Here is a 24,050-nt window from a genome sequence, read left to right as displayed (position 1 = left end):
GGCTTTTCAATTCATTATATTTGAGTTCTATTTAAAGATAGCGCCTGTTAAAGCTACTTGAGCAAGCTCTTTACCTTCTTCTCCTTTAAACGTCACATAATACGGTCCGTCACCTGATACTGTTCCGGTTATTGGAATAGTAATCATTGTTCCTTGAGAACCTTCTGGTTGGGCTGTTAATTTACCTGTACCGATTACTGGTCCGTCTGCCGTATTTTCATGTATTTCAAAATCAAAATACATGGCAGGTGCTGCTTGCCATCCTGCGGTAAGCGAAACAGATTTCACTCCCTTTAAAGACATGTTCTCCAACATGAACCATCCTGTAGATTTCCCTACTAATAGAATATCCATTCCTCCAAACTGCATTGCTTGCATTCCGTCCACCTTCATTTGGTCATTGAACTTAACCGTGCTACTTGGTATAACTACAGATTTAGAACCTGTTAGTGGAATAGTACCTTCGGCACCTGCATCTGTATAACTAGCAGTTAATACCAGCATATTACCTGGTGCAGAAGATTCTGCTGTAATTGTTCCTTTTGCCGGTAATGATTTTACTTTTTTATTATCTCCGTTTAATGAAAGAATATACAATGCAATCTGTCTAGATTCATCTGATGTTATATTAGGGTGTGCAGGCATGGTTACCTCGCCCCAAACTCCTGTACCACCTGTTTTAATTTTACCTTGTAAGTACTTTAAAGCATCTTTACGCCCTTTGTACTTCGCCGCAACATCTTTGTAATTTGGACCTATAGAAGCTTCTGCTTCTTTATGACATGTTTTACAGTCCATTGCTTGAGTCAATGCTTTTCCTGTTACTGTTGCCGATACTTGTTGATGCCCCATATTCATGGCTACCTTATCCATCCCTTCCAAATAATCAACACTTACAAAAATATTGCTTGCATCGATTTCAGTACCATCAGGATCTGTTACCGAAACGTCATAGGCAATTTTCTGACCTGGCAAATAAAATGCCGGTGCACTATCACCTAATGAGATAGCAACTTCTGGTCTTGAGTTACCGGCAACAATACTAGTACTTTCACTTATTGCCTCTTCGCCTTTATCATCTGCAACGGTTACTTTCAACTTATAAACACCGGCATCTGCATAACTATAGCTAACATTTGGTTCTGTAGTCTCTTTGGTGTCGCCATTACCAAAATCCCATGTATATTTAATAGCATCATCTTCGCGATCGCTTGCCTCTACTGTTGCTTTTACGGTCAACGGAGTTTTACCTGCTGTTTTACTAACAGTAACTTCATTGATTAATGGTGGTCTGTTACCGCCATTGAATTCGATATATCCTAAAGAAGAATTTGCATTTTGCGAGAACCAACCACTTCCGTATTCTAACAGGTAGATTTTACCATTGGGTCCAACCTCCATATCAATTAGGTTGTTAACCTTAACCTCAGGAGCAAAAGGTTCCATTTTACTGAAATCTCCGTTTTCATCTAAATGTACCGCGAACATCCAACCACGCATCCAATCATAAATAATCACTTTGCCGTCATAGTAGCTAGGTAATTTCTCATCACCTTGGTACATATCTGAATAGTATGTAGGACCTGCCATTGCATTTCTACCACCAGTTGCTGTTTGTGGAAAATCTTGAGAATCGTCATATGGATAATATACATATGCTGGCATTGCAGGTGGCAATTCTGTTAACCCTGTATTATTACGAGAGTTATTTATAGGTTTTTCAGGATCAAAAGGCGCACCTGTTTTACCTGTTTCATAGTCGTATGCATTATAGGCAAAATTGTCACCTATAAATAGTGGCCAACCAAAGTTACCCGCTTTTTTAGCTTGGTTCATTTCATCATATCCTCTTGGTCCTCTAGTACCTAAACTATCTACTCTAGCATCAGGACCAACATCGCCCCAATACACATATCCCCTTTTCATATCTATAGATATTCTATACGGATTTCTATGACCCATAGTATAAATCTCTGGTCTCGTTTTATCTGTACCTACCGGGAATAAGTTTCCTTCAGGAATATCATACGTACCATCTTCCTTTACTTTAATTCTAAGTATTTTACCACGTAAGTCATTCGTATTTCCAGAAGAACGACGCGCATCGTACTGCTCATGCCCAGGAATATCGTTTAAAGGTGCAAATCCGTTATTTACATACTTAACACCTTTCTCATTAAAGGGCGTAGAATTATCACCTGTAGATAGGTAAAGTAAACCATCAGGACCAAATGCTATCGAACCACCGGTATGACAGCAAATTTCTCTCTGGCTGTCTACATCTAAAATCACCTGCTCTGATGCTACATCAAACTTACCATCAGTAAATTTCATTCTAGCTAAACGATTTACCGACTTGTCGCCTGTTGGCGCATAGTATAAATAGATCCAATGGTTATTGGCATAATCTGGATCTTTTTGTAAGCCCATTAATCCTTCTTCCGCATTAACATCGGGTGTGTTTAATGTTTTACTATAAACATCAAGTTTAAGCACTTCGCTAAGTTCTTTTGTCTCATCATTGTATAACATTACCTCTCCCCTACGCTGTGCTACCAATACATTACCGTTTGGTAGAACAGTCATTTCGGTAGGTTCAAAAAACTGACCTTCGCTCAATGTTACTTTTGCAAAACGATCAGCATCTGGTGGTATTTGAGAAGTTACTTTCGAATAATCTAAATTTAGATTTTCACCTATGGCATATTGAATTCCGCCTAACAAATGCTTTAAAAACAAATCTTCTGTAAAACTGGCATCTGCATGACCGCCACCTGTGTAAAAAGAACGCCCTCCGTCAAAATCATGATACCAAGCTATAGGATGAAAATCTCCATTCTTTCCGCCTTCATAGGTGGACTCATCTAAAGTCATAAGAACGTTGATATCAGGATTGATGTTTTTGTAGTTATACAATTCATCTTTTCTGGTCCACACAGAGTCGGTAAAAAACTGTGTAGCCTTAAAGTTCTTGTCCTTTATAATAAAATCTGCCGTTGGCATTCCCCTTGGGTGACTCAAAAATTGAGCTCCTGCAAGGTCATTGTACCAACCCCAGTCATATTCGGTATCTGCCGCAGCATGTATACCTACATAACCACCGCCAGCTTGAATATAACGCTCAAAAGCAGCTTCTTGATACTGATCCAAGACATTACCAGTAGTACTTAAAAAGATAATAGTTGAATATTGCTTTAGGTTTTCATCTGTAAATAGATCTGCATTTTTGGTAGTATCGACTGCAAATCCGTTTTCTGTTCCTAACTTTTGAATGGCTGCAATGCCCGCAGGGATTGATGCATGCTTAAAAGCCATTGTTTTTGAGAAGACCAAAACCTTAGGTTCTCCTTCTCTTTTATTGCCACCACAAGAGACAATAATAAGCGCAAAGCCCAAAAGCAGCGCAATGAAGATTTTTTTCATACGTAAATTGTTGTTGTTGTTTAGTTGATTTTAGAAAGCATAAAAATAGGGCGCGCATCTGTATTTACCAATACTTTCTGTGTTAATCATTGTACATTTATGATAGATTAATACCCCTTTAATAAAATTATGATAAACAAACCTGAGTTATATTTTAAAAATGACAATGAATTCAAAAATTGGTTGCATAATAACCATTCTGAACAATCGGGTGTTCATCTTATTTTCTATGCTGTTGCTCATGAAAACAAAAGTATGCGATGGGAAGAGGCTGTACAAGTAGCACTTTGTTATGGATGGATAGATAGTACCGTAAAAAGCTTAGGCAATGGCAAACGAAGACAGTACTTCTGCCCACGGAAACCTAAAAGTGTTTGGAGCAAAGTCAACAAAAATTATATTAAAGAGCTTACAGCAAATGGCAAAATGCATGCGACTGGATTGGCTTCTATAAAAATTGCAAAAGAAAACGGCTCTTGGACTTCTTTAGACGATGTAGAAAATGGAGTTATTCCAGAAGAATTACAAACTGCGTTTGATAAAAACACTGAAGCATTTAGTAACTTTAAGAAGTTTACCCATAGCCAACGTAAAGGCTACTTGTACTTTTTAAACCAAGCTAAGCGCCAAGAAACTAGAAATAAAAGAATCAAGGAAATTATACAGCATGCCGCTGAAAACGTAAAATATAGAAATAATGGCGGACGATAAATTAAAAATTGTTTATTTAAAATTTACACTTACTTCATTTTACCTAAGTATTAATTAAACCTTATTTTTACGTTCGCTTTTGTGGTGTACCAAGCCAACGTGTTTCCGTTATTGGTTTTCCTGAAGATGTATTTCATGTCTAAATTACCTAAAGAACATCAGTTCTTAGATTTATCTGATTACGGTAGACCCCTTGCCTTTTTAATTGCCAACCGTTTAAAAACAACCATATTTACACCAATTCACGTTACGCTAGCATTTACGTTCTGCGGACTTTTGGCAATTGTTTCTATTTTGAACGGATTTTATTGGTCAGCCTTACTTTTCTTAATATTTAAATCTGTTTTAGATGCAGCAGATGGTGAACTGGCACGATTGAAAAATACCCCGTCGCATATTGGTCGGTACTTTGATTCAATTTCAGATTTTATACTAAATCTGCTTTTCATGCTTTCTATTTGGCATATTACCAATGTTAGTATTTATTTAGTTCTGCTGGCATTCGTCGGACTTGAATTACAAGGAACGCTCTACAATTACTATTATGTAATTTTGAGAAATAGACATCATGGCGATAGCACAAGTAGAGTATTTGAGAATAAAACTCCGAATGCATTACATGGCGAAAATCAACAAACCGTCAACATACTATATAAAATTTATAGCTATTGCTATGGACCATATGACCGAATCATCTATAGCCTTGATAAGAATGCCATAAAAGGAAAATATCAACCCAAATGGTTAATGACAGCGGTATCAACATTCGGGCTAGGATTTCAATTACTGCTCATAGGGCTCTTTTTGGTATTGGATTTAAAAGCATATATAATTCCCTTTTTTATAGGTTATAGTCTATTAATTTTTGTTTTTATCTTGATCAGACAATTATTAAATAAGTAATTATTTTTACCTTTCTACACCAACCAAAAACAATATGAAAATTTCTATTATATTAAAACAGGTATGCCTAACCTTATGCTGCTTGATGATTCTTTTATCATGTAAGTCTGAACCACAAATAACCTATGATGTAATTATAAAAAATGGTCATCTTATTGATCTCGAAGATGGTTCTGTTTCTGTTTCGAACATTCTAATTAACAATAATAGAATTGTTAAAATAACTTCTGATGCTGATTTAACCAACATAGAAGCTAAGTCCATTATTGATGCAACAGGTAAATTTATTGTACCTGGTTTTTGGGATAACCATACGCATTTTAGAGGCGGTGATTCTTTAATAAGCGCAAACAAGAACTTCTTGAAACTCTTTATGGCTAACGGAATTACAACTGTTCGCGATGCGGGTGGCGATCTTACCTCGTCTGTTTTAGAATGGCGAAAAGCTATTGCAAACAATGAGCTCGTAGGACCCACCATTTTTACATCGGGACCAAAAATTGACGGACCCGGTGGTACGTGGGCAGGTTCTTTAGAAGTGGATACTGATGAAGGTATTTCTAAGGCTTTAGATTCTTTACAAGCTATACCGTCTGACTTTGTCAAAATTTACGATAGCCGTATTTCGGGCGAAAATTACTTAAAAGTGATCCAAGAAGCAGAGAAGCGTGGTTTAATTACTTCTGGGCATATGCCTTTTACCGTTGAACTTGACGCTACTATAGATGCAGGTATTGATGCAGTCGAACATCTATATTATATTATGAAAGGCTCTTCTTCTCAAGAGAAAGAAATCACGCAACAATTAATTAATAAAGAAATCGGATTTTGGGATGCCATGCCCCTACTCCAATCTTCATATTCAGACTCCACAGCTTTGAATACATTCGAGCATTTAAAATCGAAAAATGTATTTGTAGTACCTACGCTGCATATTGGCAGAGTGCTCAGCTATTTAGATGAAGTTGATCATTCTAATGATACCTATTTAAAATATATGAGTGACGGAATACAGCAAACGTATAAAGGTCGAATTAACCGTGTAAAAAATTCAACCGAAAAGCAGGTGGAAGACCGTAAAGCACTTGATGATTTTTTCGGCGGACTTGCGTTTAAATTGAATGAAAACGGAGTGTCTCTTTTGGCAGGATCAGATAGCGGTGCATATAACAGTTTTACGTATCCTGGTATTTCATTACATAAAGAAATGGAAGCCATGGTCGCTACTGGAATTTCTCCTCTAGATGCCCTTAAATCATCCGCTTTTAACGGAGCTAAATTTTTAAAACAAGATGCTGATTACGGAACTATTTCTGAAGGTAAAATTGCTGATATTGTTTTATTAAATAGTAATCCGTTAGAAGATATTAAAAATACTAAAGACATTTTTATGGTGCTTTCTAATGGAAATCAGCATACCAAAACTGACTTAGACAACTTATTAAATTCTGCAATTGCCAACTAAAAAAACTACTTTTATGAAATCAATATTACTTTTCTTTTTATTCTCCATAAGTCTATGTTCTGCTCAAACACTCTTAAAACCAGACCAAGTATTTGACGGCACCGAATTACATGCCAATTGGGTGGTTTTAGTAGAAGGAAATCAAATTACTTATGCAGGAAATGCCAACCAAATAACACTACCGAGTAACACCACAGAAATAGATTTGGCTGGCAGCACTATAATGCCTGGCATTATTGAAGGTCACTCGCATGTATTATTACACCCTTACAATGAAACCGATTGGAATGATCAGGTGCTAAAAGAATCGCCTGTGGAACGTGCCGTTAGAGGTACTGTTCATGTAAAGAATTCGCTTTTAGCCGGAGTTACCACCATGCGAGATTTGGGGGCTGAAGGTGCTGGTTATACTGATGTGTACTTAAAGAAAACTATTGATAACGGAATTATTGACGGTCCGCGATTATTGGTTGCCGGACCTGCAATTGTGGCTACCGGAGCCTACGGACCAAAAGGATTTCATGACGGCGTAACTGTGCCATTAGGTGCCGAGCCCGCAAGTGGTGTTGACCAGTGTATTGAAACGGTTCGTAGACAAATGGGTAACGGTGTCGATTTGATTAAAATTTATGCGGATTATCGCTGGACTCCCGGTGCTGATTCTAAAGCAACATTTTTACAAGAAGAAATTAATGCAATGGTTGCAACTGCTACAACAGCTGGAAAATACGTGGTTGCACATGCCGGTACTCCCGAAGGAATGAAAAGAGCAATACTCGGTGGTGTTGAAACTATTGAGCATGGTGATGGTGGTACGCCTGAAATTTTTAAGATGATGAAAGATAAAGGTATTGGTCTATGCCCTACCCTTGCCGCTGGCGATGCCATAACTCAATACCGAGGTTGGAACAAAACGACAGACCCAGAACCTGAACGTATTCAACAAAAACGTAAGTCATTTAAAATGGCGCTGGATTCTGGAGTACAAATTGTCTTTGGTGGTGATGTGGGTGTTTTTACACACGGAGAAAATTACCGTGAAATGGAATTAATGGTCGATTACGGAATGAAGCCATTAGCCGTCTTAAAATCTGCCACCTCTGGCAATGCCAATATGTTTCATTTAAATCAACTAGGAAGCTTAAAAAAAGGGTTTCTAGCTGATATTATTGCTGTAAAAGGAAATCCTGTTCAGGATATCTCAGCTGTTAAAAATGTGTCTTTTGTAATGAAAGATGGGGTAGTTTATAAGGAGTAGTTGTTGGTTACTTCGGCTACGCTCAGCACAGGTGTTGGTTGTTCGTCATAGCGAGCGAAGCGCGGCTATCTGTTTGTTTGGAACACGTTCACTTCTGTTATGCTCAGTGACCTTAACGCATTGTCATCCTGAGCGCAGTCGAAGGGACTGGAACACGAAAGGGCTCTCTAACTCACCATGGGTCTTCGACTGCGCTCAGACTGACATATGTACTTATAACATACTTTATAACTCTGATTGAATAGATTGCCACGTCGCGAAAAGCTCCTCGCAAAGACGTTTTTTTTAGCTGTTCGTCATAGCGAGCAAAGCGCGGCTATCTGTTTGTTTGGAACACGTTCATTTCTGTTATGCTCAGCGACCTTAACGTATTGTCATCCTGAGCGCAGTCGAAGGGACTTGAACACGAAAAGGTTCTCTAACTCATATGGGTCTTCGACTGCGCTCAGACTGACATAGGTACTTATAAAATACTTTATTACTTTAATTCAACAGATTGCCACGTCGCGAAAAGCTCCTCGCAAAGACGATTTTTTTAGCTGTTTGTCATAGCGAGCAAAGCGCGGTTATCTGTTAACTGAAAAACAAAATATTTCGACCGAGTTAGGTAATTATAAACCTTTGTACTTAATACTAACTACTCTGAAGCCTCTCCAATTCTCAACGCACTTGAAACCATAAAAGTGATAAACGAGGTTTCTATAACTCGTTGTAGAATTCCTCGATAATCTGATTCTGGGTTGGAGAATAAGATGAATATAAAAATTCCGCTAATGATAGCCGTAGCCATTGCAATTTGTGATAATTTACTATAGCCTTCAAATTTCTTTAATCCGAGTCCGATTGCGATAATACTTATAGGTAGAAAAATATAGGTCAAAGAACCCATAGCATTATGTATTAATTGCGATAGGCTAGAGTCTAATACGTTTGTTGGGCAACCTGCATCGCACGGAAAAAATCCTACTAGTAATGTTCCTAATCCGTAGAATAATGCCAATCCGAAAAATCCGGCTAAAATCAATTTGGAACTTGGAAAATATTTAGGAGCACTAAAACAAAAAATGGTAATAAGAATTCCGCTAGGTACATATCCGAAGTACTGCAAATACCAACCATATTCAGTATCAGCCGCAAAAGATTCACTTATATATTGACTTACTACACTGTAATCATCGATTAATAACGGACCTACAATCGCAGCAATTGCAATTAAACTAACTCCTAAAATACCTATATACGCTACTAGTTTATTATTCATTCTTCTGGTGGTTGATGGTATGACGACTAATGAATACGATTGTTACATCACCAAGGAATAAAATACCGTAAAAAAATTTAACTATCAATGTTCCTTTGCTCCTCCCACTCTCTTCTTAAATCTGTCGAAAGAATACTGGTACCATCATGTCGCCAGCCTGGTGGTTTCATTAGGTACTTAAACCTATTTGCTAATGAAGTTTTTGATGTGAAGAAATCGCCTAACATCTTGTACCATTCTGTAAAGGCTATCTTAATTGGGTTATAGGTATTAATGTTCGCAACCAAACCATAAACGGGCTTTTCATCTTCTGGCTCGAAAGTACCAAATAACCTATCCCAAATAATAAATACTCCCGCATGATTTCTGTCTAAGTACTGCGGATTGGTAGCATGGTGAACCCTATGATGACTTGGCGTATTAAAAACGGTTTCGAACCACTTGGGCATTTTCTTAATCATTTCGGTATGTATCCAATATTGATAGATCAGACTGATTGACATCTGTACCAAAATCATCACAGGATGAAAACCAATAAGCACCAACGGAGTCCAAAAAATAAAGGTATAAAATCCGCCAGACCATGACTGTCGTAATGCGGTGCTTAAATTGTAATTTTTAGAGGAATGATGCACCACGTGACTCGCCCAAAAAAAACGGCTTACATGACTAGTTCTATGAAACCAGTAATAGCATAAATCTTCTGCAAAAAGTAGTATAATCCACGACCACCACGCAAAGGTTATTTCAAAAAGGTGATAAAAGTTATATAACAGATAAAAGAACCCTAATGCAATACCCTTAGTTACCAAACCTATGGCTACATTACCCAAACCCATAAGAATAGAAGTGCCGGCATCTTTAAACTCGTAGTCATGGAGTTTCACCTTAACCGATAGAATAACTTCTAGAATTACAGTCACCGTAAAAAACGGAATGGCGTAGTGTATTAAATTAGGGATTTCAGGAATTTGCATGCTCGTTCGGTATCATTTTAACCTTCCTAATTTACGAATCTATTTTGTGAACTACAATTACCCTAAAAGACAACTTTTATTATTATTTAAATTCGATGGTTGCATAGGTAAAACGTATTGCTTGTGTAACCTTTGTTACCCCACTACACGGGCTTTGTGCGTAATTTTACATCACGAAATTAAAACATTAGACTTATGGAAACTTTAGAACTTAAATTAGGATTAGATCAAGATTATAAAATTGCTATTAGTACTAAACTAAACACACTTTTAGCAGATTATCAAATTCATTATATGAACTTGAGAGGAATGCACTGGAATGTAAAAGGTAGTAACTTCTTTCTATTACATGAGAAATTTGAAGAATTATATACTGAGGCAAATGAAACAATTGATGAAATTGCCGAGCGTATTTTAACTTTAGAACAACAACCTTTACATACGTTTGAAGATTATTTAGAACATAAGACCATTAGAAGTATTAAAGAAGTGACTGACGGTGCTACTGGTATTTCTTTAATTATAGATAACCTGAACGAGTTATTAATTCAAGAAAGAGAAATTATAGCGTTGTCTTCTGATAACGATGATGAAGGAACTGCTGCTTTAGTAAGCGATTTAATATCTGGACAAGAAAAATTAATTTGGATGCTTAAATCTTGTTTACGCTAGATTACAAATTTATATACGAGTAAAAAAGGCAAAAGTCGATATTGACTTTTGCCTTTTTATTTTATTATTTACCTGAGATTATGCTGAAAGCTGAACGCTTTTCAATTATCAAAGCTCTCTTATAAAACTCTCTAAACTCTTCTTTTGAATATTTTGCCCGCATAGCAGAAAGTACGTCGGGCAAACTAAGGCTACACCAGTCCCATAACATAGTATCAAAATTATAGGCGAACATCTGGTCTTTTACTTCGTTTCTTATTTCATCTATTTCGGTTGGTGAGAATCCATTTTCTACAAGTCTTGCTAAACAACGTTCTTCATTTTCTTTAGTAAATTCAGTATCTAGATAAGGTTCTAAAATCCAATCCCAGTTCCAGCTTTGAGATATTAGTCTGATATTGTTACTCTCCGCAAACTGTTTTAATTTATCTTTATGTTCTGCTGTTATAAAAATAATATCGTTTTTGACATGGATTTTACACACTGTAAAATCGACGGACATACATTCTATTTCTCTTGCAGAAATAAATGCTGTAGGATAAATAACTGATGGCTCAAAAGGATACTCGCTTATTAGAATTTCCTGTTCGCGAATTTCAGATTTACCGATACCGCACAACAAATTTTTCAATGTAAAAATGGTCTTAGAAGTATTAAAATCTGTCAAAGGCATTTGACCTTTGATATTGAATATGCTTTTAAGATATTTCCACATGTTCTAGTAGTGATAAAACGACTAATTATTGTTGTTGCTGTTGCTGCTCTTGTTGTTGATTTTTAATAGGCTCCAATAAATCCCACATGTTACCGTATAAATCCTCAAAAACGGCTATCATACCATAAGGCATTTTTTCTGGTGAACGCACAAATTTGATTTTACGTTCCATCATTTTGTAATAATCTCTCCAAAAATCATCGGTGTATAGAAACAGAAAAACACGACCGCCCGTTTGGTTACCAACACTTGCCAATTGTTTTTCGTCAGCTGCTTCTGCCAATACTAAAGAACATTCTTTAGACCCTGGCGGAGCTACAACAACCCAACGTTTACCATCGCCCAAGTCGGTATCTTCAATTAGGTTAAAATCTAATTTTTTGGTGTAAAATTTAATGGCTTTATCGTAATCACCGACTACTAATGCTACACGTGCTATGGTCTGTTTCAAAGTGTTCTAATTTTATGGATATTAAAAATACCGCTTATAAATTAGTTATCGCTGTAATCTGGTTTTAATGGATTGGTGCGGGAATAAAATCTACTATTTAGGTCTCTTATTATCCATCTCATGAATTATTGATACAAGAACATTTTACTCAGCGTTTATTTTTCATTTTAATTGTATTGAAGAGCTTACCTTTAATAATTAAGTTACTGCAGGCAAAAGCTAAATACTTTAAAAATTGATACTTAACTTAAATTCAATTCTGCAAAAGAAAGTTATAGTAAGTATATCAAGCACCAAGTATTCCACTTAGAGCATTAATAGTTTAAAGAAAAGAATATGAAATTAGATTTTTATAAAAGCTTGATCGATAATAATAAAAAATGGGTCGAATCTAAATTAGATGATGACCCAGATTTTTTCAAGAAATTAGAAAAAGGACAACAACCACCTTTGTTATGGATAGGTTGTTCTGATAGCCGCGTACCTGCCAACGAAATAATTGGCGGTAAACCAGGCGAAGTTTTTGTGCATAGAAATATAGCCAACATGGTGGTACACTCAGACATGAATATGCTTAGTGTGTTAGATTACGCAGTAAATGTGCTAAAAATTAAACACATTATCGTGTGTGGACATTATGGGTGTGGTGGTGTAAAAGCTGCTATGGGAAGTAAATCTTACGGATTAGCAGATAACTGGATCCGCCACATTAGAGATGTCTACAGGCAACATCAAAAAGAGTTGGGAGACATCACTGATGAAGAAATACTTTTTGACCGTTTTGTTGAATTCAATGCTATGGAACAGGTGTACAATCTCGCTAAAACTTCTATAGTACAAAATGCTTGGGAAAGAGGTCAAGAACTATTTTTACATGGTTGGGTATATGGTGTAGGTACAGGAATAATAAAAGATTTAGAGGTTAATTTTAGCTGTAATTCGCAATTAGAAGAGTTCTATAAACTAGGGATTATATGACAATAGGTTAAATACGAAAAGAACTATTAATTTTTAAGAATATTGGTTTCAAATCCGTCGATACTTTTGGTGTTTTTGTTTTTCCAGTATTCTTTTATTTTATTCTCTTCTTGGTTTTTAGACCAATCATTTAAGGCTGTTCGTTCTTCTTTAAAATCTATGAACATATCAGCAAAATCACAAGAAGTCTGAATCAAATCTACTTTCACCTCAATATTGTATCCACGAAAAATGTCTTTTTCTTTTCAATGAAATCTTGTAATATGGGTGTGATTCAACATCCGAATTACCCACCCCTTAATCCCCTCCAAGGAGGGGAGATTTTATTATAAGTTTGATGTCATTTTACCTAGGTTTATTTTCTCTGCTTTAGTGAAGTTGATATCGCGTACATAATCCATCTTGCCCCATAAATACGTATTTCCTTTAAGTCCTTTGGTCATTCGCATTCTGCGGTTGAGTCGTTTTGTTTCTTGTTCGGTCGCTAATCTTCTCTCGCCTAGTTCACCATATAATTTTATTGCTGGATAGTCAGAAAACTTTTCTTTGAACAATGCTCCAAGCCAAAAGAACCGACTACTATTCACACCAAGTAGGCAAACATTTTTATTCGTTTTTGCATGTAACGGTAGTTTCTTCGGGAATTTTTCGAAATAAAATCCGGTTTGATTATCATTCAGAAACAAAGAACCAATTGGTGTAACTGTCGGATTATTCTCTGCATCTACAGATGCAACAGAAATATGAAAATTTGAACTGAAACTCTTATTGAAATGTGTTCTTATCGTTTTCCAGTCTTGAGTGATGTTCATTTTAAATTATTTAATAAAAGAAAAACCGTACGTAGTTTGAAACGGGTTGTTTCCAAATGACAAATCAATAAAAACCATTTTTTATCTAAAAGATCTTTACTAAAAATATTAGTTCAAACCAATTACATCTTTACGTACTTTTTTTCTCCATTTACTTTCATACTTTAAATCCAAAAACATAAATGCACGTCTATTATATTTTTCTATGCATTCATAAACTTCCGAAGGTTCACAACCAAAATCAAAATATTTTAATTTATATTTTTTTTCAAATCTATTATCAGATTTCGAATTTGCTATAGGAGCTATACTGCCAATAATATAGAGTTTAATTTCTGTTTTTCTCCAATCTTGCATAACACTATCCAGGTCACAAGTTGCTGAAACAATTATAGATTTAGGTTTGCTCCTTTTAGTCCATTCAGATAAATATTTATAATTAAGCATACCGTAAAAACCCGCTGAAATTTCTAAATCATACTTTTCCCTTTTCTTAATTGGGACTAGTTTAAAAAAACCAGTACTATCTGCCATTGTTCCATTACTTGAACCTTTTTCTATAATATAAATTGCCCCTTCCGGTGCAGATTTAGTAACGGAAGAAATTACTCGTCCATGTATAGTGTCCTCTACTTGCGAAACAGAAGCATTCGAAAAGAAAATTGTAAAGATTACTAATAGTTTTAATTTCATCTTTCAGTATTAGCTAACAAGTTAAACTAAAAAACAATCTGAAGCAGTTTTACGAATAAGTCATTTCTATAAAAATCCAAATATACTTTGGCAATTTCAACAATATTACTAAAGCAAAAGAAGCCAATAAACTGTATAAAAATTTTCTTCTATGGTTTTTAAATTTCCGATTTATAAAATATATCTGTATCGGAATAAATAATAGTAACGCAAAAATAGCAGAGGCTATAGATGCATAAAAAAAGAATAGTAGTGCTACGCCTTGCAAAACATCAAAAAAAGCATTAAAACCTTCTAATAGAGCATCAATCGAATCAAATCCAGAAACTCCACTATTACTTGAGTCTTCAGTATCAAATAAAATACGTACCTCAATGAAAAACAATACCGTATTGAACAGTAAATAAAGTATTAACCAGCTTAGTTTTTTAAGTATGTTCTTCATGATAATCTGCAATTTTCACAAACCACAAGTATCAAATGAATTTTTACGGGCAAGTGAGGTGATATAACTGTTTATTTAAACTAAAATTATATCGTTGCTCTTCAAATTGACATTACTATTAACTTCTGCTATTGCTAATTCGCTTATCCAAAAATTAGGCTTTAACACCTTCCCTTCTTTCATAGCTTTTGCTTTTTTACACTTTTTCTTAATTAGCTTGATTAATTCGGAGTACAATTGAAAAGTAGAAAGCTGTTCTGTCAACATCACTTCATTCGTTTTTAAATAGAGAATTTCTTTAGGATAACTAAATTGAATACCCAAGCTCGAGTTTCTTGTTGAATCATGAAAAACAACACTTAATTTTTCATTTTGTACGGTCAAATTAAAAGGAGCTACATTAATCACTGGCTCGAGCTGTATAGCTCTTTTATACCTCTTAATTTCATTGTCTTCCTCTATCTCAAAAACCTCATAATTTACCAATTCAGGATTGTCAGTTATTTGAGTATAAATATCCAATTTCCAATCTTCTTTTGACCATGCTACTCCTGAAATTATTTTATCATAATATGCTTTGTAATCCGTAAATATTGAAGTCTTATCTCGTATTTGATAGTCTTCGCTAACCCTTGCATTTGTTATAGCTATAAAGTAATTTAAATCATTAAAAACCTCTTTAAGTTCATTTGGGTGAAGTACAAAATTAAATTTCAACCATTTTAATCCGCTATAACTCATACTTGTATTTTTTGTAAAATATCAAACTCCGTTTTTATTTAGTGCTTATGTAACATTCCAATTAGTCAAACGAATAGAAAATTTATAAAAAACTTAAAACTGTATAATAATTAAATTACTTTTTTTACCGTGTTTTTTAATTTGAACCTTCATTTAGGTATTTCTTTAAAATTGCAGTTACTTTTTTAGATTGTTTTTGCTTATTCATTATGTTCAAAATTTCTGCTTTTCCTGCATCTTCAATAAACCGAGTCCAAATTATTGTATAATATTTTACTTCACTCTTATTATGAAAAAAGAAAGGAGAAAGGTTTTCAAACACACGAAAATGATTGAAATATCTATTATGTGCGCTACCAATACATATGATAAGATTAATCAATACCTTCTCATTCGCTTCTTCTTTTAAAGCTTTTATTAATTTATCAAAAGTATCTGGTCGTGTAAATAAGATTGACCTATAACCATTTGTTTCTTGTAGTGCCTTTCCTCTAAAATATTTGCTTGCTTGTAATCTTAAAACTAAATCTTCACTTCTAAGATTTTCAAACTGAACCAAACATCCCTCACACTCCCTATTGTCGAATAACTTCGGAATTCTTTTCTCAAAGAATTGATTAATTGATGATTCAGTTTTTTTACTATATTCATTTATCAGAAGTTTAATTGCTTTGTGATAAACTATATAATATTCAGAATCATCATAATACTTTGTCGTTTTCTCAATTTGCAGAAATTCTTTTTCTCCTACTTCAATTAAGCTTTCTACTTCGGATATAATTTTGTCAATTTCCATTTTTCGATTGTAAACTAAATATTATAATATTTACAACGTTTATAAATACATTTGATTTCTGCTTTGTAAGCTAAAATTCTTGTACATTTTCTAAAGTTATATTCTTACAATTATTATGATTTCGTGTAATATCAAACTCCGTTTTTTGTTATTTTTTCAAATACTCTTTATAATCCATTTCTAGTTTATCAACTTCGGCAATTAAAAAATCATAAAGATTACCTTTAAATTCTTCCCTATCAGTGCCTTCTTTGTCTGTCTCTACAGTAATGGTATTATCGTTAATATAAGCTCTGTATAAATTACCACTTCGTTTAAAAAACATTTGCCCTATCGATAAGTCGCCATTGAACTCCGTTTCTGCATATTTATCTTCATAAGATAACCATTCAGGAAAATTCTCATCTACCGAAAGTCCGTAAACAAAAAAACCATATCCAAATTCCCACATTGGTATTGTTTCTAGTAGTTCTGGTCTTTTCCAAATATTTTCTTTAACCTCTAATATCATTGCACCATAAGTGGTCAAAAACTCAATAAAATCATTATTGAATTTGATATCTTTTTGTTGTGCATACTCTGATACCATTTCTTTGGTTGCCGGTTTTTTATCAGAAGAGAAAAAACTGAAATCATCATTCAGTGCTATTAATCTATTATAAAACTCTTTTTTAGTTGCCATCTGTTGGTTCCTATTTTAATTACTCTTTATGAAATTAATATCAAAAAAATGATTGATTTTACTCAGTAACTCAACTTTCGATTTGTTCATATTTAACACGGCATAAAACGGATTGTTTATTGATGTATCGCTTAATTTTCCATTGCGAATTTTCATTAAATGAGGAAACTTATTATAATGTTTTAGTCCGTATAGGGCTTCTGATATAAACCCAGAATCATATGTCGATTCTATTCTTTTTCCATCTAAATAAACGATTTCAATACTTTCTGAAAGATTAGGCAGAATACTTTGTTCTAGATATTGCTTTGAGTTCTTTCTGTTATTATAGCAGAAGAAATTCTTGCCATTATTTTCGATCAAAAATTCACCATACTTTTTCTCGAAGTTTTTACGCTGAAAATAATGTATTGGAATACCAGCCAGCATCACCGGAATTGCAAGAATACATAGCGGAATTACAACTATAGCCATCGCAATAATTACTAGTATGTTTTTAATTTTTTGCAACAGTTCTTAAATGTCTTTTAGCAGTTAGTTTCGTTTCTTATTTATTATCTACTAATTCAAATGACTCATTTACAGTACCCTTGAAATCACCTTTTTCCTCTCTCAAAGTGAGCTTAAATTCTAAAGTTGGTTCAAAATAATACTCACCTTCAGATTTTTGTTTTGTAAATCCGCCTAAAACATCAACGTCGTACCATCCATTTTCAACTTCAACAAATGGCTTATTCCACTTTTTAGGATTTTCAAAAAGCTCTTCAACTTTTTCATCGCTAAAGTCATTTAATATCCACCACGTAAATAGAATTACCTTGTTGTTTTCAACTTTAAGTATATACCCCTCTTTTTTATAGATTAGATTATTTTCTTCATTCTCAAACTCAGAAATACCTTCTAACACATTGAATATTACAGTATATGGTTGGTTTGTTATTTTAGACATAGGTATCAACACCCCTTCTGTTACAATTTCATCGCCGCTCTCATTGGTGGTGAACTCAGTTGCTAAGTCATTAGAAAGTCCCTTTTTATTCTTGTAATCTCTTAATAGCTTAATATCGCCAAGCAGAAAATAATCGATTGTATCATTTAAAACTTCAGAAAACTTTTGGAGATGATTATTCATGTATTCAAACTTTATTTATTCCTTTTACATTTTTTAATAATCCTTAAATAATGCTTAAAAGTGAATTATTACTTACTAAAACTTAAATCTGTCTTTACTCGATTCTAGAGCGACTTTCCATGAAAAGGACAGTATTTCCAATTACCTTTCATCTCTGCATTATCTACCGGGCATTTTTTAGCAGGCATTAACGTTACCAATGGCAGTGAATATGCAAACTCATTATTTGAATGTTTTATGCTGAAGTTACCTTCTTGATATTCATCTATGATATCATTGTTTTGTTCATCTTTAACTTCAAAAAAATAAAAATGCATTCCCTCTCCCATTTGACCTAGCATTTTTGCGAACATAGGCTTCATTGCTTCTGCCATTTGCTGAGCATCAACTGATATCTGTTCATTTGTTAGCGGTAGATATATATTTCCGTCGCTATCTTCTATCGACATTGAATTTCGTAAAGTAGCTTCATCAGTAAAAGACATTGTAGCATCTAAATTTATTTCTAAGTCTAAGCCACAAACAAATATGTAATTTTCGAATGTTGAAATCAATTGATCAACAGTTTCCTTCGGGACTTGCGGATTGTCTTCTAGAGCTATTTTCCAATAACTTTTAGGAATCCAAAATGATAGCGTCATATGGTTCTCTTCTTTCTCCCAAATTTGAATTTCTCTTATATAATCGGTGAGTTTTACTTTGCTTGTTTCTTGTGCAAAAGATATTTCACCAAATAGTAGTACAATGAATAGAAATAGAAATCTCATTTTTATAATTTTTAAATATTAAAAAGCTTAATTAAACGGAGTACAACAATAAGAAATTCTTTCGCTTGCACCTGAGTACTTTACTAGATTTTTTATCTGATTATGATGGAATAAATTTTTTTGACAGACTTACCGAACGTACACAGAAGCTTTAATTACTTGTTCAACCACACTGTTATTTTGAATAAGATTTAAAACGCTTTATACTTATGTTTACCGTTTTAAACTGAACTTATTTCTGTTCGTACATCTTTTCAAGGTGGGTTTTAAATTCAGTAAACTTTTCGACGGATTCGAAAAAATCAAGAAAAAACTCATACCTATCTTTTCTGTCATTTATATAGAGAATTACAGATACTTCATCATCATCTGAATCATCATTAAAATATAGCTCATCTACCTTTTTGAGGTTAATTTTAGCAACAGTATTTTTATGAGGAAAAGACAGCGTATGCTCACTAATGGTGATATCGTTCTTATTTTGAATTGATTTTCTGTGCTTTATTAATTTATAAACTGCATAAGCAAGAAATAAGATAGCGATTAGACCGGTTACGTAGTAACTATTGGGGTATTCGAGTAAATGTCTTCCTTTATAAGTGATATTGGCATTATACAGGTACGAGTAAAAAAACAACCCTAAAAAAAGAATTGCCGGTAAGAATACCCAGAACGAGAACTTGCTTTTATATTTAAATACTTTAATGTTCATTAGTTATAAATTTACGTGTAACAATAATTTCAATTAATTAGAATTTGATAATCATGCCCACTGTAGTTAGCGGAGTTTGTATTATTTCCACTTTTCCACATTGCTATATGTTTCAAAAGATAATTTTGTCTCTATAAATTCACCTTCGGTCTTTAACTTTTTGTTATACGCTTCATTTGCTAAATATAGTAAGGATTCAAAATCCATTTCTTCGGGCATTTGAGTAGGATCTGCTAATACACTTTCATAGTATTCTTTTCCGTTTGCTATAACGCAGCATCTAACGTAAAGAAAATAGTCTGTTGAGAAAAACTCAGTTTCGCTTGTGAAAGAATCCGGACCAATGTTTGAAGCGTAAGCACGACCATCTAAGCTATATAGCTTTTCAGAAAGAATTTCAGCAAACAGCTTAATATCGTCAACAGTCATGGCAATTAAACTTTTTAAGGCAGGTCGTAAAACTGCATCATCATCACCAGTCTTTTTCCAATTAAATGATGAGATGATTGCCCAAAATATATAATCGTTCATAGGTTTATACTCCAAAACCGGCTTTTCCGGTATATTGGTCAAGTCGTTAGTTTCGGTGTATCCTTTATTAATTTTCTCCTTAATAAGTTTTTCAATTTCTTTTAAGCATTGAGCTGAAGATGAAAACTCCTTTTCATTATTACGACCATCAGTACCAATTTTTCCCCATTGAACTAGGTACTTTTCTTCAAGTTGTTCTATGGTCCAAAATTTATTCGATGCTCCTATTTGATTGATGAAAGTTCGTTTCATTTTTTATATTTTAAACTACTTTATTTAATCCTTTTTCTTTATCGAAATGTCATTTTCTTACCTGTTTGCAAGCCATTGTAATGGTCTCAACTCAAGAATTGCGCGCTATTGACCTAATGATAAGGGTAGTGTTAGAAAATCACCATGCTCATCCATTTAGGCTTAAACGAGCTAAACTTTAAAAGCCAAATTTGTAATCGGCTTTCTACTCATATTTTTTCAAGCGTTTCATTGCTTGCTCAAAATCTTCGTCATGGTCAATACAAAATGAAATGAAATCTTTAGTTTTTGGTATGCGATTATAGGTTTCAGTTTTTCTAAATTCAATTAGCGTTTCGCAAAATAGTTGCATAAGACTTTCTGTAAAATCTTCCCATTCATTGAAGTCGGCACTTGGTATACTATTGTAAATTGTATCAATTTCTTTCCTCGTCATTAATGAAATATCATCTACATCTTGATATTCCCAATCTCCCGTATTAAATTTTAAATCAAATACTTCTTCTTCCTTTTTATAAAGGTGCGAGAATCTTCCTTTCTGATATTCCTCTAAGGTTTTACTAAATTCTTTCTCTGTATTAAAACACAGAAGTACTTCTGCGCATTCTTCTGTGTTACAGTCAAAAGCAAATGCATAAAATACAAGTTCGGGGTTGGCTTCTAAAAAGCTATTAACTCCGTTTATAGTAAATTCTAATAATTTTGCTTTCAATTCGTGATTATTCATTTTATTTGGCATCTTTATTTAAAATAACTGTATCATCTATTTTCCTTCATCCAAAAAATGATTTTTTTGGTTTTCTCGCCACTATTGAGTTAATAAATTTTGTACATATTAATTAGTCAATTTTAGTGAATTCGAAAAGACCTTTGTGTAAGACAATACCAAAAATTCCGGTTGTTGCTATAAATTCTTCTTCTCCAATTTTTACTTTATTATCAACGGTGGTCTTACAAAGAAAAAAATGTCCGCCATCTAGACATTTCATTTTTCCAGATTTATATAATTCAGTCCAACCAAATTCTTCATACTCATTAAATTCTTCATTCATTAAAAATCTTCTTAATAAGACACTATCCTTTTGCGAACCGGTTTGGGTTATCATATTCCAGCGTACTAAATCTGTTTCATATTTACGGACTATATCTTCCACTTTTGCATTCAATGTTTTTTCAATAATACCATATTGAATATTTAAAGAATCTTTTTTATTTTTTCCATAAGATTCAATCTTGTATCTACCACTCCAACCAATTTTTGTTTTTTCATCCTCTTGACAAGACACTACATTATAGAGAAACAAAAAGATAATAGAAATAAGTATTGATTTAATATTCAGCATTTCATTTTTATTTTAAACAATGGTTGTAAATAAAAGTAGGTGATTGTTTATCTGTGAGAACTATAAGTTGCGATCATATAACAAGCTATTTTAATAGATTGATAACGGTAGTCTATATTTCTAAACTTATCAGTTCAAATAATTCTGAATGATATTCTTTATAATCTGGATTTGGTTTAATTTTTAATCCCGCAGTAAATAGTGTAGAAATCAATTCGTTTAAATCTTCTGTCAACTCTTGTGTATGTCTTTTCTTATCGGTTATTTGATCAATGTCGGTTATTAACCTGCAAAAAGCATCATTTCCATAACTATCTTCTGCATTAACATTTACATCATATTCTATTAATTTCTTTAAACCCTTTAGCGCTTCTGTAAATTCTTCTTTTGTAGTTTCAATTTCATAAATATTTTCGAAACCATCATCTGTCTTTCTTAAATTTAAAACACTGTATCTACTATTAAATACACACGCCCTAATGGCATCGTGTAAAACAGGAATTCTCCAATTATTAATACTTTCCGTTTCAATATAATTGACGTCTGCACCCTTAGAAATTAAGAATTCTGCTATTTCAAAATTAGCTGTTTTGAAAGCTACCTGTAATGGAGATTGACCATCATCTTTTTTTGGTGGTGCTTTTGCTACACAGTTTACTAATTCAGGTTTTTTGTTAACGTAATTTTTAACCTTCTCAAGGTCATAATCTCTAATCGCTTTGAAAAATACTTTCATATTGTTTTACGTTGAAATCTATAAGATTGCTAACGTGTATGTATATGTAAAATTGTATGTTCTCGGCAAGGTTTTTTCGGTGGAAAACTAAATGAAGAAAACGCTCAAAAAACATTTTTTGTCTGCGCTTAAAGCCAAGAGCTTAGACTGGCTGACATATCTAAAATAAAATCAACTTATTTTATCTGCTTATTCTTATCTCTCATTTTCATAAAAAACAACACCGTCAAAAATGTAGAAATTGCTATACCGATCCAGTTAGATATTATAAGATCCAAACCCAGACCGACGGTTGGGTCGTAAAAAATATAAGAACCAACTACTGATGTTATAAAAAATGCAGGAACCAAGGCGATGAGATAATGTGTTTTCTTTTGGTATAAATACACTGCCCCGATCCACAAGGCAATAGCTGCGGTTACCTGATTAGCCCATGAAAAATACCTCCACAATAATTGAAAATCCATTTTGGTTAAAATGAAGGAAACTATAAATAGTGGAATAGCTACCATAAACCGATTCTTTAAGACCTTCTGGTCTATATTCAAGTAATCGGCAATAATCATACGTGCGGCTCTAAAAGAAGTGTCTCCCGATGTAATAGGTAGCACAATGACACCCAACACGGCAATAGTACCACCAATAGCTCCTAACGAGGCTATGGCAATTTTATTAACTACCGCGGTCGGACCTCCATTTTGTAAAAGTTCATTTAAGCTGTCTCCATCTAAAATACTCATGGATGCTGCTGCCCATATCATTGCAATGGCAGCTTCAAGTATCATCATACCATAAAACACTTTTCTGCCATCTTTTTCATTATTTATGGTACGAGAAATGATAGGCGATTGCGTTGCATGAAACCCTGATAATGCCCCACATGAGATTGTCAAGAAAATTACCGGATAATACGGAACACCATTTGGGTGCATATTTTGAAATGTCAACTCAGGAATAGGATTCCCGATTACGGACATACCTATGCAAATACCAATAGCACTAAGTATAAGAAGCATACCTAGTACAGGATAAATTTTACCAATGATTTTATCGATTGGCAACAAAGTAGCTATAATGTAATAGAAGAATATTGCAAAAAGTATTACGGTCAGGTAACTGGTTTCTGCACCAATGACATCGTCTATCATTTTTGCAGGTGCTGTAACAAAAACAGTACCTACTAGTATTAAGAGCAATAGAGCAAAGAAGTTTACAACGTGACTAAATGATTTTCCTAAAAATCGTGATGCTAAAGCCGGTAAATGCGCTCCGCCAAATCGTAAAGAAATCATACCGGTGAGGTAATCATGCACAGCACCTGCGAAGATGGACCCAACTACAATCCAAATAAATGCTATCGGACCATATAGAGCGCCCAATATGGGACCAAAAATAGGACCTACACCTGCAATATTCAGAATTTGAATAAATGCATTTTTATTACTGTTCATGGGTACAAAGTCCACTCCGTCTTCCATTGTATGTGCGGGAGTTTCCTTTGTTTCATTGGGTTTAAACGTTTTATCTACAAACCTGCCGTAGATAAGATAACCCAATACCAATAAAATCATTGAGGTAATAAATGTAATCATTT

27 protein-coding genes are annotated in these 24,050 nt (G+C 33.9%); 6 read left to right on the top strand and 21 right to left on the bottom strand.

The features are described from left to right. Positions 1-27 precede the first annotated feature (27 nt). On the bottom strand, positions 28-3,423 hold the full coding sequence (locus QSV08_RS03450; RefSeq protein WP_324026608.1) for a ThuA domain-containing protein: 3,396 nt from the start codon (positions 3,421-3,423) through the stop codon (positions 28-30). Between the two features lie 129 nt (positions 3,424-3,552). On the opposite strand from QSV08_RS03450, the gene QSV08_RS03445 reads away from it, so the two are divergent. The 4 genes from QSV08_RS03445 to QSV08_RS03430 all read left to right on the top strand — a co-directional run bounded on the left by QSV08_RS03445 (position 3,553) and on the right by QSV08_RS03430 (position 7,760). Further along, entirely contained in the window at positions 3,553-4,134 is a 582-nt protein-coding gene (locus tag QSV08_RS03445) for a YdeI/OmpD-associated family protein (RefSeq protein ID WP_324026606.1), read from the top strand. Positions 4,135-4,269: 135 nt separating this feature from the next. Further along, the gene (locus QSV08_RS03440) at positions 4,270-5,037 is read left to right on the top strand and encodes a CDP-alcohol phosphatidyltransferase family protein (protein ID WP_324026604.1); all 768 of its coding nucleotides are present in this window, start codon (positions 4,270-4,272) and stop codon (positions 5,035-5,037) included. Between the two features lie 85 nt (positions 5,038-5,122). Further along, the gene (locus tag QSV08_RS03435) at positions 5,123-6,502 is read left to right on the top strand and encodes an amidohydrolase family protein (RefSeq protein WP_324028345.1); all 1,380 of its coding nucleotides are present in this window, start codon (positions 5,123-5,125) and stop codon (positions 6,500-6,502) included. A 13-nt stretch (positions 6,503-6,515) separates the two neighbouring features. Beyond that, positions 6,516-7,760, top strand: coding sequence for a metal-dependent hydrolase family protein (locus QSV08_RS03430; RefSeq protein ID WP_324026602.1), 1,245 nt, complete (start codon positions 6,516-6,518; stop codon positions 7,758-7,760). Between the two features lie 637 nt (positions 7,761-8,397). Here QSV08_RS03430 and QSV08_RS03425 read toward each other — a convergent pair. Both QSV08_RS03425 and QSV08_RS03420 read right to left on the bottom strand, forming a co-directional pair. Further along, a complete protein-coding gene (locus QSV08_RS03425; protein WP_324026601.1) occupies positions 8,398-9,021 on the bottom strand; it encodes a DUF998 domain-containing protein in 624 nt (207 codons plus the stop codon). Positions 9,022-9,098: 77 nt separating this feature from the next. After that, positions 9,099-9,998, bottom strand: coding sequence for a sterol desaturase family protein (locus tag QSV08_RS03420; RefSeq protein WP_324026599.1), 900 nt, complete (start codon positions 9,996-9,998; stop codon positions 9,099-9,101). A 195-nt stretch (positions 9,999-10,193) separates the two neighbouring features. Between QSV08_RS03420 and QSV08_RS03415 the strand changes: the two genes are divergently transcribed. Continuing rightward, positions 10,194-10,670: a Dps family protein gene (locus QSV08_RS03415; protein ID WP_324026597.1), complete on the top strand. Its 477-nt coding sequence runs from the start codon at positions 10,194-10,196 to the stop codon at positions 10,668-10,670. 64 nt (positions 10,671-10,734) lie between these two features. Here the strand turns inward: QSV08_RS03415 and QSV08_RS03410 are convergent, their stop codons facing one another. Then, positions 10,735-11,385, bottom strand: a complete 651-nt coding sequence (locus tag QSV08_RS03410; protein ID WP_324026595.1) for a hypothetical protein — start codon at positions 11,383-11,385, stop codon at positions 10,735-10,737. A gap of 25 nt (positions 11,386-11,410) precedes the next feature. Then, the gene (locus QSV08_RS03405) at positions 11,411-11,836 is read right to left on the bottom strand and encodes a VOC family protein (RefSeq protein ID WP_324026594.1); all 426 of its coding nucleotides are present in this window, start codon (positions 11,834-11,836) and stop codon (positions 11,411-11,413) included. A 336-nt stretch (positions 11,837-12,172) separates the two neighbouring features. On the opposite strand from QSV08_RS03405, the gene can reads away from it, so the two are divergent. After that, positions 12,173-12,814, top strand: coding sequence for a carbonate dehydratase (can, locus tag QSV08_RS03400; RefSeq protein ID WP_324026592.1), 642 nt, complete (start codon positions 12,173-12,175; stop codon positions 12,812-12,814). Positions 12,815-12,840: 26 nt separating this feature from the next. Here the strand turns inward: can and QSV08_RS03395 are convergent, their stop codons facing one another. The 16 genes from QSV08_RS03395 to QSV08_RS03320 all read right to left on the bottom strand — a co-directional run bounded on the left by QSV08_RS03395 (position 12,841) and on the right by QSV08_RS03320 (position 24,048). Then, positions 12,841-13,023: a hypothetical protein gene (locus QSV08_RS03395; protein ID WP_324026590.1), complete on the bottom strand. Its 183-nt coding sequence runs from the start codon at positions 13,021-13,023 to the stop codon at positions 12,841-12,843. Between the two features lie 117 nt (positions 13,024-13,140). Then, positions 13,141-13,626: a hypothetical protein gene (locus QSV08_RS03390; RefSeq protein WP_324026588.1), complete on the bottom strand. Its 486-nt coding sequence runs from the start codon at positions 13,624-13,626 to the stop codon at positions 13,141-13,143. A 108-nt stretch (positions 13,627-13,734) separates the two neighbouring features. Beyond that, on the bottom strand, positions 13,735-14,319 hold the full coding sequence (locus QSV08_RS03385; protein ID WP_324026586.1) for a hypothetical protein: 585 nt from the start codon (positions 14,317-14,319) through the stop codon (positions 13,735-13,737). 49 nt (positions 14,320-14,368) lie between these two features. After that, positions 14,369-14,764, bottom strand: a complete 396-nt coding sequence (locus tag QSV08_RS03380) for a hypothetical protein (RefSeq protein ID WP_324026585.1) — start codon at positions 14,762-14,764, stop codon at positions 14,369-14,371. Between the two features lie 75 nt (positions 14,765-14,839). After that, positions 14,840-15,505: a hypothetical protein gene (locus QSV08_RS03375; protein WP_324026584.1), complete on the bottom strand. Its 666-nt coding sequence runs from the start codon at positions 15,503-15,505 to the stop codon at positions 14,840-14,842. A 136-nt stretch (positions 15,506-15,641) separates the two neighbouring features. Next, on the bottom strand, positions 15,642-16,301 hold the full coding sequence (locus QSV08_RS03370; protein ID WP_324026583.1) for a hypothetical protein: 660 nt from the start codon (positions 16,299-16,301) through the stop codon (positions 15,642-15,644). A 148-nt stretch (positions 16,302-16,449) separates the two neighbouring features. After that, positions 16,450-16,983 carry a hypothetical protein gene (locus QSV08_RS03365; RefSeq protein ID WP_324026581.1) on the bottom strand — a complete coding sequence of 178 codons (534 nt, stop codon included), beginning with the start codon at positions 16,981-16,983 and terminating at the stop codon, positions 16,450-16,452. Between the two features lie 15 nt (positions 16,984-16,998). Then, positions 16,999-17,457 carry a hypothetical protein gene (locus QSV08_RS03360; protein ID WP_324026579.1) on the bottom strand — a complete coding sequence of 153 codons (459 nt, stop codon included), beginning with the start codon at positions 17,455-17,457 and terminating at the stop codon, positions 16,999-17,001. A gap of 73 nt (positions 17,458-17,530) precedes the next feature. Continuing rightward, a complete protein-coding gene (locus QSV08_RS03355) occupies positions 17,531-18,115 on the bottom strand; it encodes a hypothetical protein (protein WP_324026577.1) in 585 nt (194 codons plus the stop codon). A gap of 104 nt (positions 18,116-18,219) precedes the next feature. Continuing rightward, positions 18,220-18,882 (bottom strand): hypothetical protein, encoded by a 663-nt coding sequence (locus tag QSV08_RS03350; protein WP_324026575.1) that lies wholly within the window; start codon positions 18,880-18,882, stop codon positions 18,220-18,222. Positions 18,883-19,114: 232 nt separating this feature from the next. Next, positions 19,115-19,594 carry a hypothetical protein gene (locus tag QSV08_RS03345; protein WP_324026573.1) on the bottom strand — a complete coding sequence of 160 codons (480 nt, stop codon included), beginning with the start codon at positions 19,592-19,594 and terminating at the stop codon, positions 19,115-19,117. An 81-nt stretch (positions 19,595-19,675) separates the two neighbouring features. Continuing rightward, positions 19,676-20,377, bottom strand: a complete 702-nt coding sequence (locus QSV08_RS03340) for a DUF4240 domain-containing protein (RefSeq protein WP_324026571.1) — start codon at positions 20,375-20,377, stop codon at positions 19,676-19,678. 205 nt (positions 20,378-20,582) lie between these two features. Then, positions 20,583-21,104 (bottom strand): DUF4303 domain-containing protein, encoded by a 522-nt coding sequence (locus QSV08_RS03335; protein ID WP_324026569.1) that lies wholly within the window; start codon positions 21,102-21,104, stop codon positions 20,583-20,585. Positions 21,105-21,216: 112 nt separating this feature from the next. Continuing rightward, on the bottom strand, positions 21,217-21,720 hold the full coding sequence (locus tag QSV08_RS03330; protein WP_324026567.1) for a phosphate ABC transporter permease: 504 nt from the start codon (positions 21,718-21,720) through the stop codon (positions 21,217-21,219). Positions 21,721-21,832: 112 nt separating this feature from the next. Further along, positions 21,833-22,456, bottom strand: a complete 624-nt coding sequence (locus QSV08_RS03325) for a hypothetical protein (RefSeq protein WP_324026565.1) — start codon at positions 22,454-22,456, stop codon at positions 21,833-21,835. Positions 22,457-22,632: 176 nt separating this feature from the next. Further along, positions 22,633-24,048 (bottom strand): carbon starvation protein A, encoded by a 1,416-nt coding sequence (locus tag QSV08_RS03320; protein ID WP_324026563.1) that lies wholly within the window; start codon positions 24,046-24,048, stop codon positions 22,633-22,635. Between the last annotated feature and the right edge of the window lie 2 nt (positions 24,049-24,050).

The organism is Maribacter sp. BPC-D8 (genome assembly GCF_035207705.1).
In the GTDB taxonomy this organism is placed as follows: Bacteria; Bacteroidota; Bacteroidia; order Flavobacteriales; family Flavobacteriaceae; genus Maribacter.
The sequence above is the reverse complement of the archived record's forward strand: the minus strand, read 5'-3'. Positions and strand labels throughout refer to the sequence as shown.